The sequence below is a fragment of the Clostridium chromiireducens genome (assembly GCF_003575225.1).
Classification (GTDB): domain Bacteria; phylum Bacillota; class Clostridia; order Clostridiales; family Clostridiaceae; genus Clostridium; species Clostridium chromiireducens.
In genome coordinates this window covers 261,176-277,818 of the sequence record NZ_QXDJ01000004.1, presented here as the reverse complement: position 1 = coordinate 277,818, position 16,643 = coordinate 261,176, and the positions used below count along the sequence as shown (strand labels likewise).

The window sequence follows — 16,643 nt, the reverse complement described above, 5'->3', positions numbered from 1 at the left end:
TTCTTTTTCTATATAATATTAATTTTTAAGTAAGCCTAAATTATATGAAAATGATATTGTATAAGTAAGATTAATGATTCAGAAACAGTATATTATGAACTTATTAATAGTTAATAAATACAAATTATAGATTAAATAACAATATTATGGTAGAATTTGTAGCATAAAAAGATTTAGGAGATGGGATTAAAATGGACTTGAAAGAATGGGAAAAAAGAATAGCTGAAAGAAATGATATAACAACACATCTCATTCATTTAACAAAACCATATGAAAATGGTGAAATTAAAATTCTTAAAGAAAAAAAGTTAATAGGTAGTTCTACAGAAAGTGGATTTGTTGTTGGTGATAAAAAAGCAGTATGTTTTCAAGAAAGTCCTTTATATTCACTGACGCAGAACATTTACTTTGAACAAAAATTAAGAGAAGAAGAAAAATCAAAGAAAATAAGATATGTGGGTTGCGGATTATTATTTAAAAAGACATTCGTTTATAAGAATCAAGGAAGACCTGTAATCTATGACAAAACAGAAGAGGCAAAAAAATATTTGCCTAAAGATCAATGGTGGAAAATTGTTAATCTTAATCTCGGTGATGAAAATAAAATAATTGACTGGTCCCATGAAAGAGAATGGAGAGTTCCAGATGAATTGGAATTCGAATTGAGTGATGTAAGTATAATTGTTCCAAGTAGCGGTGGATTTAAGAAAATAATAGAAGATTGTAAAAATGAAGGAATAGATTTAATTAATGATGTACGGACTATTATTAATTTGGCAGATTTATTCTATTAGGACTTCTTACATTAAAGCGATTTAAAATGGTCCAAGCATTTATAAACAACTATAGTTAGTAAATTTATATAAATAATGAGAGGGAAATCATATGATATTTAAAAACCTAGAAATAAAAAACTTCAGAAACTTTGAAAATATAGAGGTTCCTTTAGATAATAAGAATGTAATTTTTGGAATGAATGATATAGGAAAGACCAATTTTTTATATGCAATGCGATTTTTATTAGATAGAGATATTAGAAAAAATGGCTTTGTAAAAACAGATTACCATAAAAATAATACTGATAATGATATAAGCATATTATTAGAATTAGATATATCTGATTTCGATGAAAGTGAAGATACTAAAAGTTTGGTGTCGGAAGCTGCAGGGGTAAGAAGCAGTAGAAATGCCGAAAAATTTTATATAAAAATAGTAGGTGAATATAATAAAAAAGAATTAATTGGAGAACCAATACTTCTATGGGGAGATGATAAGGAAAACCTATATCAAATGGATAGTAGAGGATATGCTTTTAGTATAGATAATATTTTTAAAGTAATATATATTAATCCTCTTGTTGATTTAGAAAAATTATTTCTAAAAAATAAAAGATTGTTAATGGATGAGAGCTCTAGTTCAGATGATGATAAAAAAATAATTGAAGAAATAAATGAACTAACTGATAATGTAAATAAAAAAATAGGTGAGATGAAGATAATTGATAACTTACAAACTGAAATAACAACTGAATATAATGACCTTAGAAATGAGAATATTGAGATTCAGATGAAATCTGAAATGGCTATTAAAGGATTCTTTTCTGATATTGTACCGTATATAAAAAAGAAAGATGATGAAAATTATTATCCAACTTCAGGTGATGGGCGACGAAAAATATTATCTTATTCAATATTAAATTTATTAGTTAAGAAATTATACGAAGATAAAATAGTCGTTTATCTTATAGAAGAGCCAGAAAATAGCTTACATAGATCAATGCAATTAGCACTATCACATCAGATATTTAGTAATAAAGCGTATGAATACTGTTTTATTTCCACCCATTCTTCAGACATATTATATGAATTGGATAATGCAATGCTTTTGAGGATCTATTCTACAGATAAAGTTGAATGTTCTACACATTTATATAAAATAAATGAATCATTCACAAAAGATAAAAAGAAATTAAATAGAGAATTTTGCAATGCGCTTTTTTCAGAAAGAGTACTATTAATTGAAGGACCATCAGAAAAAGTTTTATTTGAAAAGGTAATGAATGAAATAAATAAAGAATATGAATTAGATGGAGGGTATATTTTACAAGTAAATGGTACATATTTTAAGACATACTTTGAAGCATTTAAAGGATTAAATATAGATATTATTGTTAAGACTGATAATGATTTAAAAATAAAAAAAGGATCGACTGATGAATATGAATTATTAGGGATTAACAGATGTTTAAAACTAATAGGTGATAAACAACAACCTAATATTAAAATGAATTTCACATCAAATGTTAAAAAGACAAAGTTACGTGAATTGAAAGTAAAAAGAAAGGCTCTATATACGGAGAAAAAAAGTTTAGTTGATAAATTTGAGCAGAATAAAATTTTTTTATCTGAACTTGATTTAGAAAATGATTTATTTAATGTAATTGGAGATAGACTTTCGGAAATTTTAGTCATTGATAGAAAGAAAGTAGTGGAAAAATTACAAAGTAGTAAATTATATATGATGGTTGATGTAGTAGAAGATCTAGATAACGGTGATTGTAAGAAAATTTATAATAGTAAATATTTTAAATGTTTAAAGAGGTTAAATGATGAATAAGAGTAATGATAGAAAATCTATTTTACAATCAGATAATAATATTGTTGTATCAGCAGGAGCAGGTTCAGGAAAAACCACAATATTAACACAAAAAATAATTGATGATATAAGCAGAAATAGAACGCATTACAAAATTGCAGCTATAACATTTACCACTAAAGCAGCAAATGAAATAAAAAATAGATTACATGGGAAATATATTGGGAATTTTATTGGAACAAATGATAGTTTTGTTGAGTGTGAAATTATACGGCCATTTTTAAAAGATGCTTATGGTTGTGATTTCAGTAATGATTTTAATGTTACTTATACAGAAGAAAAGTTTAATTCATACGATAATGGACTAGAAATTCTTAGATTAAAAAAAATGTTAGCAAGTTATAATGACAATAAGAAGAATTTTAAATTTCAGCTCGCATTAAATATATTGAAAAAATCAAAGGTTGCTGAGCAATATATTATAGCTAGATATTCAAGAATATACATAGATGAATATCAAGATTGTGATATTGATATGCATAAATTATTTATGTATATCAACGAATTAGGTGTAAAATTGTTTATTGTAGGTGATGTAAAGCAAAGTATATATGTATGGAGAGGTGCAAATCCAGAGCAATTTAAAGAATTACTTAAGAATGAAGCAGAATTTGAAATTTATGAATTAAATGAAAATTTTAGATGTTGTCAGGATATACAAAATTATAGTAATGTATTAGAATATAAGGATTTAAGTTGTTATGTGGATAATGGAAAATCAAGTAATGTTATAGGGGTAACCAATTATGATTATCTTAAATATTTAGATTTAAATGAGGAAACTACCATTTTAGTTAGAACAAATAATGAAGCGGAAAATTTAGAAAATGAATTGTATTCCTTAGGTTACAATTTTATCTTTATTCCAAGAAATCCACTCGATGACTTAGGAACAAGTAATAAAAATATTCTAGTTGAATTAGCTAAGTATACTAAGAATAGTAGATATACACATTTTGATTTTATCAATAATATACCAGGGGAATTTGATAGGAAAGAAAAAGATAGGTTGAAACAAATCATGTCTGGGCTAAAAGAAAATCTAGATAAATCGTATATTGAAAATGTATTAATTGAGTTATTTAAATACATTGGATTGACCTTTAATGAAATTAAGGAAATAAATGCATTTATAAAAGCTGTTACTAATAAAAAATATGAAAATTCTTTTAATGGAAAAGAGTTTAAACATAGAATAATTACTGTACATTCAGCAAAAGGATTAGAATTTAAACAAGTGGTCATATTTTCAAGAAATTATCAAATATATTTAAATAGGCATAAGCAAGAACATTATGTAGCTACAACTAGAGCGAAAGAGAAGCTAATAATATGTTTAGATGATGATAATTATCTAAAATATATTCAAGGTATCTGCAAAAAGATAAATATAAATATAAATCAAATTATTAATATTGTCTAAAAATATTATATAGTATAGAGAGAATCAAAAAGGTTCTCTTTTTATTTATTATTTATTTTAAAAAATTTAGTAATAAGTCCGTAAATTTTGTGACAATTTTATATGCACACCCAAGAAGAATGAAATTTATGATATATAAATTAATATTATTTTATTAAAAAACTATGGTGTAAAATAATAAAAACACCAACGTTTATACATTTCAAACGTTAGTGTTTTCAACAATGGTGACCCCTAGGGGAATCGAACCCCTGATTCCACCGTGAGAGGGTGGCGTCTTGACCGCTTGACCAAGGGGCCTTACAACAAATATGATTTTACTCTTATTTTTTTATTATGTCAATAACTATTTGGATATATGCGCCAAAAAAGAAATAAATGTGCTCTGATTATTGAAGATAGTAAAAAAGTTTTCGTTATTTATCCTACAAATCATAATTTTCTAAATATTTAAAAAACATACTTGTTTTTCGGCGAAAATCTGTTAAACTATAATATAGTTAGTAATTTAAATAAGAGGTGTATATTGCTAAAAATATACTCATCGCTCCTCTAATGTGACTTTTAAGTTACATAAATTACGACTCCTTTTTAATATTTTGTGGGATATCCATTAAGATTTAATTGTTTATTAACAGTTTAATTTTGATGGGTATTATTTTTAATAAAATAATATTGTTTTGTGATTATTGAGTTATTGTGAAACAATTCAATCAATATGAAGAATAAATTAATAAGTTAAAATATAAATGAGAAGTATCAAAGTGAAATTTGATACTTCTCATAATCTTTAGTAGTAATTAATAATAAATAATTCCGAAATAAAACTAACGTGGCATTGATGAGAAAATTGCTGCAAGTAATGTACCTAAGAACAAGAATTCTAAAACTACTAATACAATAGCAACTATAAATGCTACTAAGCCAGCTCTGCTCCAAGTAGATTGAACTAGTAAAAATTCTTGTGGACTAGAATAGTTTCCATTTTTCCATGCCCACTCATTACCTTTAGCACCACATACAAATATCCATACTATGTTTAATAGTGGAACAAGACATAGTAGTGGGAGATAGCTTTTATTTCCTATTCCCCAAAAAATATTGAACATAAATGCTCCCCAATTCCACTTTTTAATTTCTTGTGGTACTTGTCCGTTTGTAAAATTGTTTACTGAATTCTCCATTTAATCACCTCTATATATTATATTCATTAATATTCTAACTTATTATGAATGAGGTAGCGATAAATGTATAAAATAAGTAAAAGTTAACTAAAAGGTAAAAATAATATGCTCTAAATAAGCAAAAACTAAGTTTGATGTATAAAATTAAAAAGGGAGTGGACACTTTTATGAAAGGTTAAATTAGGATTATTGTTGTGGGATTTCTTAAATAGAACAACTTCTGGTTTTAGAAATTCACAGCCTATCCTATAATAACGGTCATAATATAGTGAGCTCCCTTTTGCTAAGTTATATCAAAAACTATTCTTGTGAAAGCCAATCTAATACTGCAGGGTTTGCACATGCCGAAGTTTTTGAATCTATTTTTGTTACAAAAATAATATCTCCACCATTAGCTACAGAATTTATTTCAGTAAATATATCTTCTGCAGATAAAGAGTTTGTTTTAACAAAAAATCCCTCAGGCAAAAATTGAGCCCAAGCACCTAAAGATTTGATTTTTCCAATTATATTAGCGCCACTATTTGCAGATTCATGAGAATGCCCATGGTCGTGTCCGCATCCACAAGATTCGTGGTCGTGTGAATGTTCTCCTCCGCATCCGCATTCTTCATCATGGTCATGACCATGACCATGGGTATCACTTAAAAAATATGTAATCATATATACTGACATAATATCTCTCCTTTCAAATTTAACATATTTTATGTTTATGTTTTTACATTTAAATTATACAGTAATAATGTTGAATTAAATTATATTCTAAATCTAGGTAAATAAGCAAGGAAATTTAAGGAATTAATAGAATTGTATAGATATAAATTGAATTAATTCCTTAAATTTAATTTTGATTAAACATAATATTTAATATATAAGGTGTGAACCGAAGATTTTCTTAAGTTCACACCTTATTTTTATGAAATTTCATCAAAATATAATAGGGTGAAGTGCTTAAAGATAATTAATTATGTAAAAAAACTAAGAGAATTTTAAGAATAGTTAGCAACAAAACTAAGATTGAAGCATATAACATAATAAAGGTAATATTATGTATAAGTTCATATTATATTATTTTTTCAAGAAGTGTACAAAGAGTTAGGAGTTTATTTAGATATATTAAGTAATGTAAATATAAAATTTATATTTAAATATACACTGTGAAGACCCAATGATCTAATATAGATTGGTATTCACATTAATAATATGTTTGGAGGGGAAAGGTATGGATTTTGCACAATATATAACAGAAAATGCTTTGATTTTAATTCCGGCTTTATATGTATTGGGAATGCTTATTAAAGGCACTGAATCAATAAAAGATAAGTATATTCCTATAGTCTTATTAATTGCAGGAATAGCAGGGGCAGTTGGAATATTGGGGGTTAGTGCAGATTCAGTTATTCAAGGTATTTTAGTAACTGGTGCTACAGTTTATACGAACCAGTTATTAAAGCAAACAGCTAAGAGCGAATAAAATATTAATTTACCAGAATCGCTGAAACTAAGTTTTATTTAGATACCATAATTCATTTATGGGTAATAATATAATTAATTACTATTTGTGGTTTATTGTTAAATATAATTAGCAATAAACCTATTTTTTATTGAATAAAGTATTATACTCCTATATAATTTAGATGACAATAAAAATGATTTTTAGGTTCTTATAAGATTAAGTATATAAGATTAAAAGGGAAAGTAGTGAAAATCTACTACAGCCCCCGCTACTGTAATGGAAGACTAATCTCTAAGTTTATATAAGATAATAAGTATTAATGGTTAATTTAAGCTTTATTATGTTGTATGCTAAACATCCACTGAGAAAGCTGTTCTTGGGAAGGAAGAGATGAAGGATGATGCCAGAGTCAGGAGACCTGCCTAAATATTTTAACGTAGCTAACCCTTCGGTGGGAAGGATTATAGCAGATGGTAGGATGTAATTTTAAAAATAATACATTCATAATTTGTTATGCAATTCCTCCTTATCTTTCATGGGTAATGGGGATTTTTATATATTCAAATTTATATAATAGATTCTCATTAAAAATTTAAATTAAATTATATTTGGAGGTACATTTATGAAAAAAGCGATTTTAGTAGTTAGTTTTGGAACTAGCCATCTAGATGCTCTTAAAAACTCAATTGAAAAAATTGAAAATAAAATTAAGGATGAATTTAATAATTATGAGGTATTTAGAGCTTTCACTGCTCACTTTATAATTAGAAAATTAAAAGAAAAACATGATTTAAATATATTTACACCAGAAGAGGCACTAGATGAACTGAAGGTAAGAGGTTATGATGAAATTATAGTTCAGCCGCTTCACTTAATTCCAGGGGAAGAATTTGATTATATAAAAGGCATTGTTGAACATAGAAAAAATGATTTTAAATCTGTTAAGCTTGGAAGACCAATATTCTTCTATCAAGGCATGAATGGATTACCAGAAGATTATTCTTTATTTATACAAAGTATAGAAGATGTAATAAAAGATGAAGAAAGTGTAATTTTATTTGGACATGGGACAGAACATCCATCAAACGCTGTTTACGGAATGCTTCAGACAGTTTTAGTTGACGAGGGATATGAAAATATATTTGTCGCTACAGTTGAAGGGTATCCAACAATTTCTAATGTATTAAAAAAATTAAAAAGTAAAGGAATAAAGAAAACAAAATTAGTTCCATTACTACTAGTAGCAGGAGATCACGCAAAGAATGATATGGCATCAGATGAAGATGGTTCATTAAAGAGTGCATTGCAAAAAGAAGGAATTGAGGTAAAACTTCATATGCATGGCCTTGGTGAGTTAGATAAATTTGATGAACTTTATATACGAAGGGTATATGATTCCATTGAAGACAGGTATGTAAATGCAGGAAGAACAAAAAAACTTAGGCACATTAAATAAAAGCTATGATTCAACATTTTTTATGTAACTTAAATAAAGGGGAGACAATATGAAATCAATAATTATATCTTCAAATTGCAGCGGTGGTGGAAAGACTACATTTACCCTTGGGCTTATGAAAGTTCTTAAGAGCAGAAATTTAGAGGTTCAAGGATATAAAGTTGGACCGGATTATATTGATACAGCATTCCATAAAGAAGTAACAAAGAAAGATTCTAGGAACCTTGATACATTTCTTATGGGTGAAGAAGGAATGAAAAAGAGTTTTCTTAAAGGCAGTGGAGATGTTGGAGTAATTGAAGGTGTAATGGGACTATATGACGGAATTGGGGCAAGTGAAAAAGCATCAACTTATGATGTTTCAAGAATATTAGGAAATATGCCAATTATATTAGTGTTATCTCCAAAAGGACAAAGTGCAAGCATATGTGCAGAGATTAAAGGTTTTATGGATTATAGAAATGCCAATATCGTTGGTGTTGTATTAAACTCAGTAAGTGAAAAGTATCATAACTTATTAAAATATGCTATTGAAGAAAATTGTGGTATCAAAGTGTTTGGGTATATTCCTAAAGATCCTGAAATGGCTTTAAGCAGTAGGCATTTAGGGTTGGTACAAAGCATGGAGGTTCTTAATTTAGACAAAAAAATAGAGATATGCCAAAAGTTAATTGAAGAATACGTAGATGTAGATTCAATTATTGATAAGATGCAAGAATTTCATGGGAATGTTAATGTTGAATTAGCGGGTAAGTTTGTCAGCAAATTTCAAAATAAAAAAATAAGAATTGGTGTTGCACTAGATGAAGCTTTTAGTTTCTATTATAAGGATAATTTAGAACTTTTAGAAGAGGTGGGAGATATAATTTATTTTAGCCTCATGAGAGATATGGAATTACCTGAAAATCTGGATTTTCTATATATAGGTGGAGGTTACCCAGAGATTTTCAAAAAGGAATTAGAAGATAATTATTCTATGAGAAAAAGCATAAAAGAAGCTTTAGAAAAGGGATTAAGATGTTATGCTGAATGTGGCGGACTGATGTACCTAACAAGATCTATAGATGGAACAGAAATGGTTGGCTTCTTTGAAGGGGACAGTGTAATGACTAGTAAACTTCAACATTTCGGATATTGTAAAGTTGAAATAAATTCAAAATGTTTTAATAATAATCTAAAAGAAGAAAAAGAATTCCAAATAAATGCTCATGAATTTCATAAATCACAAGTTAATTTAAATGAGGAAAATGTATATGAGATTGAGAAGAGACTATATAATGGTGAAATTATAAAATGGAAATGTGGATATTTTAAAAAAAATACATTGGGCGGATATGCTCATATTAATTTTCTTGGAAATTTGGAATTATTCAAAGCTCTAGTTTGTTTATTATAAAGGGTATAATTGAGAATGTGGAGATGGTATTGGTATGGGAAAGTATAGAGGAGTTATTATTAGTCTAGGAATTTTAATTGTAATTGCTTTAGCTTTTAGTGGATGCATATACATGAGTATGAACGGATTGCCTTGGAGAATACAACAAACAAAAACAGTTGCACAGAAATATCTAAGTGAAATGTATCCAGAGTTAAAGTATAAAGTGAATAAATCATACTATAATCCTAAATTTGGAGATTATGTATGTAGTGTTACAACGGTAGAGAACATGCCGGTAACTTTTGAAGTAACAGTGATGGATAAGAATAAAATTGAGGATAATTACTTTGAAAGCAAGGTGAATCTTGAGGCGAAAAATATGGTTCTTAGTTTGATTGAAGAAAGTGCCCCTAACATGAAAATAAAATATATATCAGTGTTAGAAGATGCAGGAGCAGATGCAAACAGCAAAAGTTATAGTAAATATAAAAGCTTCACTCCTGGAGATTCTTATCCTTTAAAAATAGATATTATATGGAACGCTGATGAAATGTCATTAGATAGTTTTATTGATAAAACTATAAATATAAGAGAAATTCTTAGTAAATATAATATCTCTGTTTGTGGATTATATATAAAGGATAATACTAATGGATATGTTATTGATTTAAATGGAAGAATCGTAAATGGGACAATGGAAGGTAACTATAATTTCACTAAGGATGAAATTATATCAAATAAAGTTGCATACAAAATTGAGAAAGTAGAGTAAATTATTAAATTTAGAAAGAGGTGAGTTTAGTGAGATATTTATTGTAAATACTCTCACTAATAAAATATATGGAATATTTAAAAAATCCAATGGGAATTGAGGAAAAAAGTTTTGAGATTATTGGAAATGAAATGGGGCCTCACTCATTTACAGAAGAAGAACTTCTTATAGTTAAAAGAACGATTCATACTACTGCTGATTTTGAATATAGGGATTTAGTAGAAATAAGCGAAACAGCTATTGAGACTGGAAAAAATCTATTTAAAAATGGCACTATGATTTATACAGATACGAATATGGCTTTAAATGGAATCAATAAAATTGCTTTAGATAAGACTAATAGTAAAGTTATTTGCTATGTTAACGAAGAAATTGTACATAAGGAAGCTAAAGAAAAAAATATTACAAGAAGTATGGCTGCTGTTGAAAAAGCCTGCAGTGATAATGTAGATATATTTGTTTTTGGTAATGCACCAACTGCACTTTTTAGACTTAAAGAATTAATTAAGGAAGGAAAAGCAAATCCAAAATTGATAATAGCTGTACCAGTTGGTTTTGTTGGAGCTGCTGAAAGTAAGGAAAATATGGATCAATTAGATATTCCTTACATAAGAGTTAAAGGGAGAAAAGGTGGCAGCACTGTTGCGGCAGCTATAATAAATGCCCTTATGTATATGGTAGTAGAAAGATAGTTGGATTTTGAGGTGTTTTATGGAGGAAGAATCAAATAATCAACCAATAAGTTGGTTCTCTAAAATTAAAAAAATGGCTAAAAAGTTAAAAAAAGAGGTTGGAGCACTTTACTTGGCATCTAAACGCTCTGATGTGCGTTTCACGCAAAGGCAGTCGCGATTTTAGTTGTAGGTTATGCCTTAAGTCCAATAGATTTAATACCTGATTTAATACCAGTTGTAGGATATATTGATGATTTGATTTTAGTACCTCTAGGAATATCTTTTGCTATAAAACTAATACCAAAAGATATTATGGATGAATGTAGGATTCAAGCAGAAGATATTTTTAGAAAAGGTAGACCTAAGAATTTGTTTGCTGGAGGAATTATAATATTTATTTGGTTAGTATTGATAATTTATATTTTTAAGAAATTGATATAAGAATTAATATCAGCTACAAAGTGGAGGTGATTATTATATTTGAGATGTATATTGAAACAAATGGACAAAAATTAAGGTGTGGATATACAACAGGTTCATGCAGTGCGGGGGCAGCAAAAGCGGCAACTATGATCCTATATAAAAAGACCGAAGCATTGGAGGAGGACATTGAGATATCAACTCCAAAAGGTATTAACATAACAATGCCAATTGCCTTAATAGAAGAGTTTGATGACTATGTGGAATGTACAATTATTAAAGATGGTGGAGATGATCCAGATGCTACACATGGTATAGAGATAAAGGCAAGGGTTAGAAGAGTTTTTGAAGATTTCAATGGACTTAATGACGATGCGGTTATACTTAAAGGTGGAATTGGAGTAGGTACTGTTACTAAGGATGGACTTTTTATTCCAAAAGGGGAACCGGCTATAAATCCAGTACCACGTAAAATGATAAGAGAAGAAGTGATGAAGGTTTTGCCTGATGGAGAGAGAGTAGAAGTAACAATTATAGTTCCTCAAGGAGAAGAAGTTGCAAAGAAAACTTTTAATCCTAGGCTTGGAATAGAAGGTGGAATCTCCATACTTGGGACAACAGGTATTGTACATCCAATGTCAGAAGATTCTCTAAAAGCATCAATCAAGTTAGAAATTACACAAAAAGCCCTAAATAATGAAAGATTAGTTTTAACTTTTGGTAATTTAGGCGATAATTACTGTAAGGAACTTGGTTTTAAAGAAGAGGAGATTGTTATTTGTTCAAATTACATAGGATTTGCTTTAGAGACTTGTGTTTCTCGTAATGTTAAGTCTATTATTATAGCTGGACATATTGGTAAGATGAGTAAGATAGCTTATGGTTGTTTTAATACCCATAGTAAAGTAAATGGAGTAAGGCTTGAAGTAATTGCTTTAGAGCTTGCACTTCTTGGATATGATATTTCTCTTGCTCAAGAAGTTTTAAAAGAGAAGACTTGTGAAGGTGCCGTTAAGATGCTAGGAAGTGGTTATGATAAGCTTTATGAGAATATTGGAGAAAAAATCATTCAAAGGATTAAAGAATATACTTATGGTGAGCTGGAAGTTGCAGCAATAATGTATTATGGGGCATCAAAACCTATACTACTTTGGAAATCAGAGGGAGCAAAAAAATGATATATATTGTAGGGCTGGGGCCAGGTCATAGAGATTATATTTTACCAAAGGCTTTAGAAATAATGAAAAATTCAGATATTATCATAGGATTTAAAAGAGCAATAGATTCTTTGGATTTTATTGATAATAAGAAGCTATACATAAGCAGATTAAGTGATATTGATGAATTATTAAATGATGAAAAGAGTATTTATAATAATATTTCAATTATTGCTTCTGGAGATCCGACATTTTATGGTATAACAAATTATATTAAGAGTAAGATAGATTTTGAATTCAAAGTGATTCCAGGAATAAGCTCCTTTCAGTATTTGACTTGTAAGCTAAACTTACCATGGAATGATGCTTATTTAGGGAGCCTTCATGGGAGAAAAGAACAATTCTTAAATATAATTGATAAACATAAATTGAGCATTTGGCTTACTGATAAAGATAATAATCCGGCTATACTATGCAAGAGCTTAAATGATAAGAAAATAAAATGTAAGGTGTTAATTGGAGAAAACCTATCATATGAGGATGAAATAATAAATGAAGGAAATCCAATAGATTTTATCTGTAAAAGTTTCAATCCATTAAGTATTTTTATAGTTAACAGGGGAGATTAAAATTTTATTTAAAAACCTATATAAGAGGAGGCAAATTTCATGGTTTTCATAAAAGACGAAGAATTTATTAGAGGAAAATGTCCTATGACAAAAGAGGAAATAAGAATACTTTCTATAGCTAAAATGAATTTGAAAGAAAATTCTTTAGTTTTAGATGTTGGAAGTGGAACGGGAAGTATCACAGTCCAATCAGCTAAAGTAGCAGAAAAAGGAAAAGTTTTAGCCATTGAGAAAGATGTCGAGGCTTGCGAAATTACTAAATGTAATGTAGAAAAATTTAAATGCAGCAATGTTAAGATTGTCCAAAAAGAAGCTAGTCAGGTATTAGATACATTAATCGCTGATGGATTAAAGTTTGACTCGGTATTTCTTGGAGGAAGTGGAGGGCATTTAGAAGAAATATTACTTAAAGTAAACGCCATTTTAGAAAGAAATGGGACCATGGTAATGAACTTCATTACATTAGATAACGCATATAGGGCAATCGAAGTAGTTAAGAACTTAAATTACAATTTTGAAATTTCCTTAGTAAATATAAGTAAAAACCGTGAAAATACCCTAATGATGATAGCTAATAATCCAATTTATATAATTCAATGTATAAGAAAATAAATAATGGTATAATAGGCTTGTAAAAATGAGTATTGTGTTGTGTTTATGAGCAGTTCTATATATGGTAGAAATAAAGTTAAAATATTAAATGAGTAGTAACTAAAATTAATAATTATAAAATGTAAATAGATTAGTTACTTAAGAGGAAAGGAATTTAGAAATGGCAACATTGTACGGAATAGGAGTAGGACCTGGGGAGGCAGAACTTTTAACTGTCAAGGCAGTAAGAACAATAGAAAGGTGTCAAGTTGTAGTTGCACCATCTGCAACAGAGGGTGGCGAAAGTATAGCCATTGAAACTGCAAAAGAATATATTAAACCAGGCACAGAAGTAGTTATAAAGCATTTTCCCATGGGAAAGAAGGATAGAGTAGCGAAGGCGTTAGAGGCCTATGAGTTTATAGAAGCAAGACTTAAGGAAGGAAAAGATGTTGTATTTTTAACAATTGGTGATCCTTATATTTATAGTACATATAGTCATATGTTAAAGCATGTTCGAGATTGTGGTTTTGAAGTGCAAACAATCCCAGGGATAACTTCTTTTTGTGCGGCTGCAAGCTTAGTTAATAGGACCCTAGTAGTTGGTGATGAAAAGTTAGTAGTTATGCCGGCAACAAAGGTGAAAGAAATTACAGATGAGAAGTTTATTGTAGTAATGAAAGTATACAAGCATGAGGAAGAAGTGCTGGATGTACTAGAAGAAAAAGGTTTCGATTACGTGTATGCAAGCAGAGTAGGTAGAGAAGGCGAAACTGTTTTAACTGAAAGAGAAGAAATATTAAAACTTAGAGATTACATGTCTTTAATCATAGCAAGCAGGGAATAATTATGAATAATAGATTCCTGCAATAGAAGCATGAGATTTTGATAATGAAAAGGAGTGTTGATAATTGATTTATTTTATAGGAGCAGGTCCAGGTGCAGCCGATTTAATAACTGTTAAGGGACGTGATTTATTAGAAAGAGCAGATGTAGTAGTATATGCAGGCTCTTTGGTCTCAAAAGAGCATTTAGAATATTGCAGACCAGATGCTCAAATATACAATTCTGCTAATATGACATTAGAAGATGTCATGGAAATCATGACCATGGAAGAACAAATGGGTAAATTAGTTGTAAGACTACATACGGGGGACCCATCAATATATGGAGCTATAAGAGAGCAAATGGTTGAGCTCGATAGAGTTAGTATATCGTATGAAGTGGTACCGGGCGTTAGTTCATTTACAGGAGCAGCAGCAGCCATAAATAGAGAATTTACATTACCAGGAGTCTCACAAACTGTTATATTAACAAGGGTTGAAGGAAGAACTCCTGTACCAGCTAACGAAGATCTTGAAGTTTTAGCATCTATCGGAGCATCTATGGCTATATTTTTATCTATTTCAATGATTGATAAGGTTGTTGAGAAATTGAAAAAGGGATATAAGAAGAATGTTCCAATAGCAGTAGTTGAAAGAGCAACATGGCCTGATGAAAGAATAATAATGGGACATTTAGATGATATAGCAGAAAAGGTTAAGGAAAATAACATAACTAAATGTGCGCAAATATTAGTAGGAGATTTTATTGATAGTGATTTTGAGAAAAGTTTACTATATGATAAGAGTTTCTCTCATATGTTTAGGGATGCTGAGGATTCAAGATAATGGAACAACAATATTCTATGGGTGAATATACAAATGATTTTTCAGGTATAAGTATAATTTGCCCTTCCCCTAAGGGAAAAGAAATAGCCATAAAACTACAAAAGTGCTTGAGTGCCAAACTTTTTATAAAGGAAAGTGTAGAGAACTTACATATAAACTCTTCAAAAGAAGTTACTGAAGAAAACAAATATGGACCTATACAGTCAAAAGTTGTTACAAATTTCTTTGGTGAAGATTTTAAACTTATGGATGTTACACAAAAATCTATGTTAAATTCAAAAGGAATTGTATTTATATCTTCAGCAGGAATTGCAGTTAGAGCAATAGCGCCATTTTTGAAAGGTAAAGATGAGGATCCGGGTGTAGTAGTTGTTGATTTGTCTTGTAAATATGCAATAAATATTTTAAGTGGACATTTAGGTGGGGGCAATGAGCTTACACTTAAGGTTGCAGAGATTCTTGATGCTATTCCTATTATAACAACAGCAAGTGATAATTTAGGGATGGACGCACCAGATATACTTGCAAAAGAAAATAAATTAATTATTGAAGATTTAAAAAAGGCAAAGTATATTGCATCTCGTTTAATCGATAATAAGATGATTGGAATAAAAGATGATTATAATATAATTCAAATTAATAAAGGTTATGAAAAAGTTGAGGAATTAAAAGAAGATTGTATTTGGGTAACTCATTTTTTGAAACCAAAGGATAAATATATGGAGAATAAATACAAAGATTTAGATTTTTCAAAAGTATTGAGGCTTGTAAAAAAGGATCTCGTATTGGGTGTAGGCTGCAGAAAAGGAACTGCATTTGAAAAAATAAGTGATTTCATATATGGAGCATTGGAAGAACATAATTTAGATATAAGAGCAGTGTCATTAATAGTTTCTGTGGATGTTAAGGCAAATGAAGAGGGAATTATCAAATTTGCGGAAAATATTAACTGTCCATTTAACACATTCAGTAAAGATGAAATAAGAACTGTTCAAGATAAGTATGATAAAAGTGAATTTGTTGAAAAAACTCTTGGAATAACAGGAGTTTGTGAACCATGCGTAGATTTATCGGGAGCAGAAGTTATCATAAGCAAAATAAAGCATGAAGGAATGACACTAGCAATCGGAGTCTTAAAAAATACTTAATTAGAACTTAAATTAACAATCCTAGTATTA

General features: G+C 29.0%; 18 protein-coding genes, 1 tRNA gene, 1 pseudogene and 1 riboswitch. Of the genes and pseudogenes, 17 read left to right on the top strand and 3 right to left on the bottom strand.

Annotation, left to right across the window (positions count from 1 at the left end; translation table 11 throughout):
* Window positions 1–191 precede the first annotated feature (191 nt).
* The 3 genes from D2A34_RS17100 to D2A34_RS17090 all read left to right on the top strand — a co-directional run bounded on the left by D2A34_RS17100 (window position 192) and on the right by D2A34_RS17090 (window position 4,078).
* Window positions 192–794, top strand: a complete 603-nt coding sequence (locus D2A34_RS17100) for a DUF2971 domain-containing protein (RefSeq protein WP_119367391.1) — start codon at window positions 192–194, stop codon at window positions 792–794.
* Between the two features lie 91 nt (window positions 795–885).
* Window positions 886–2,616, top strand: coding sequence for an ATP-dependent nuclease (locus tag D2A34_RS17095; protein ID WP_119367390.1), 1,731 nt, complete (start codon window positions 886–888; stop codon window positions 2,614–2,616).
* Window positions 2,609–4,078, top strand: coding sequence for an ATP-dependent helicase (locus D2A34_RS17090; RefSeq protein WP_119367389.1), 1,470 nt, complete (start codon window positions 2,609–2,611; stop codon window positions 4,076–4,078). Before D2A34_RS17095 ends, D2A34_RS17090 begins: the two co-directional genes overlap by 8 nt.
* Before the next feature lie 225 nt (window positions 4,079–4,303).
* Here D2A34_RS17090 and D2A34_RS17085 read toward each other — a convergent pair.
* The 3 genes from D2A34_RS17085 to D2A34_RS17075 all read right to left on the bottom strand — a co-directional run bounded on the left by D2A34_RS17085 (window position 4,304) and on the right by D2A34_RS17075 (window position 5,937).
* Window positions 4,304–4,378: transfer RNA gene (locus D2A34_RS17085), tRNA-Glu, on the bottom strand.
* A 527-nt stretch (window positions 4,379–4,905) separates the two neighbouring features.
* Complete coding sequence (locus tag D2A34_RS17080; RefSeq protein WP_079440246.1) at window positions 4,906–5,262, bottom strand: ribonuclease G; 357 nt, start codon at window positions 5,260–5,262, stop codon at window positions 4,906–4,908.
* 300 nt (window positions 5,263–5,562) lie between these two features.
* Complete coding sequence (locus tag D2A34_RS17075; RefSeq protein WP_119367388.1) at window positions 5,563–5,937, bottom strand: hypothetical protein; 375 nt, start codon at window positions 5,935–5,937, stop codon at window positions 5,563–5,565.
* 547 nt (window positions 5,938–6,484) lie between these two features.
* Here D2A34_RS17075 and D2A34_RS17070 point away from each other — a divergent pair.
* From D2A34_RS17070 to cbiG, 14 genes and pseudogenes are all read left to right on the top strand, one after another.
* Complete coding sequence (locus D2A34_RS17070) at window positions 6,485–6,736, top strand: phage holin family protein (protein ID WP_119367387.1); 252 nt, start codon at window positions 6,485–6,487, stop codon at window positions 6,734–6,736.
* A gap of 167 nt (window positions 6,737–6,903) precedes the next feature.
* A riboswitch (cobalamin riboswitch) is annotated at window positions 6,904–7,158 on the top strand.
* Window positions 7,159–7,340: 182 nt separating this feature from the next.
* The gene (locus D2A34_RS17065) at window positions 7,341–8,174 is read left to right on the top strand and encodes a sirohydrochlorin cobaltochelatase (RefSeq protein ID WP_079440243.1); all 834 of its coding nucleotides are present in this window, start codon (window positions 7,341–7,343) and stop codon (window positions 8,172–8,174) included.
* Between the two features lie 49 nt (window positions 8,175–8,223).
* Window positions 8,224–9,570: a cobyrinic acid a,c-diamide synthase CobB gene (locus tag D2A34_RS17060; protein WP_119367386.1), complete on the top strand. Its 1,347-nt coding sequence runs from the start codon at window positions 8,224–8,226 to the stop codon at window positions 9,568–9,570.
* 34 nt (window positions 9,571–9,604) lie between these two features.
* The gene (locus D2A34_RS17055; RefSeq protein WP_119367385.1) at window positions 9,605–10,324 is read left to right on the top strand and encodes a YfjL-like protein; all 720 of its coding nucleotides are present in this window, start codon (window positions 9,605–9,607) and stop codon (window positions 10,322–10,324) included.
* A gap of 68 nt (window positions 10,325–10,392) precedes the next feature.
* A complete protein-coding gene (locus D2A34_RS17050; protein WP_119367384.1) occupies window positions 10,393–11,016 on the top strand; it encodes a precorrin-8X methylmutase in 624 nt (207 codons plus the stop codon).
* Between the two features lie 19 nt (window positions 11,017–11,035).
* Window positions 11,036–11,182: a hypothetical protein gene (locus D2A34_RS27270; protein WP_243128357.1), complete on the top strand. Its 147-nt coding sequence runs from the start codon at window positions 11,036–11,038 to the stop codon at window positions 11,180–11,182.
* Window positions 11,176–11,220, top strand: a pseudogene (locus D2A34_RS27675) (hypothetical protein); the annotation flags it as partial. The gene D2A34_RS27270 and the pseudogene D2A34_RS27675, both read left to right, overlap by 7 nt.
* 33 nt (window positions 11,221–11,253) lie before the next feature.
* Window positions 11,254–11,439 carry a hypothetical protein gene (locus D2A34_RS27265; RefSeq protein ID WP_243128356.1) on the top strand — a complete coding sequence of 62 codons (186 nt, stop codon included), beginning with the start codon at window positions 11,254–11,256 and terminating at the stop codon, window positions 11,437–11,439.
* A 35-nt stretch (window positions 11,440–11,474) separates the two neighbouring features.
* Window positions 11,475–12,596: a cobalt-precorrin-5B (C(1))-methyltransferase CbiD gene (gene cbiD, locus D2A34_RS17040; protein ID WP_119367566.1), complete on the top strand. Its 1,122-nt coding sequence runs from the start codon at window positions 11,475–11,477 to the stop codon at window positions 12,594–12,596.
* Window positions 12,593–13,204 carry a precorrin-6y C5,15-methyltransferase (decarboxylating) subunit CbiE gene (gene cbiE, locus D2A34_RS17035; RefSeq protein WP_119367383.1) on the top strand — a complete coding sequence of 204 codons (612 nt, stop codon included), beginning with the start codon at window positions 12,593–12,595 and terminating at the stop codon, window positions 13,202–13,204. The genes cbiD and cbiE overlap by 4 nt, the downstream gene beginning before the upstream one ends.
* A 39-nt stretch (window positions 13,205–13,243) precedes the next feature.
* Window positions 13,244–13,816 (top strand): precorrin-6Y C5,15-methyltransferase (decarboxylating) subunit CbiT, encoded by a 573-nt coding sequence (cbiT, locus tag D2A34_RS17030; protein ID WP_079440238.1) that lies wholly within the window; start codon window positions 13,244–13,246, stop codon window positions 13,814–13,816.
* Window positions 13,817–13,976: 160 nt separating this feature from the next.
* The gene (locus tag D2A34_RS17025) at window positions 13,977–14,642 is read left to right on the top strand and encodes a cobalt-factor II C(20)-methyltransferase (RefSeq protein ID WP_119367382.1); all 666 of its coding nucleotides are present in this window, start codon (window positions 13,977–13,979) and stop codon (window positions 14,640–14,642) included.
* A 64-nt stretch (window positions 14,643–14,706) separates the two neighbouring features.
* Window positions 14,707–15,465, top strand: coding sequence for a precorrin-4 C(11)-methyltransferase (gene cobM, locus D2A34_RS17020; protein WP_079440236.1), 759 nt, complete (start codon window positions 14,707–14,709; stop codon window positions 15,463–15,465).
* A complete protein-coding gene (cbiG, locus tag D2A34_RS17015) occupies window positions 15,465–16,613 on the top strand; it encodes a cobalt-precorrin 5A hydrolase (RefSeq protein ID WP_119367381.1) in 1,149 nt (382 codons plus the stop codon). Before cobM ends, cbiG begins: the two co-directional genes overlap by 1 nt.
* The last annotated feature ends 30 nt before the right edge of the window (window positions 16,614–16,643 follow it).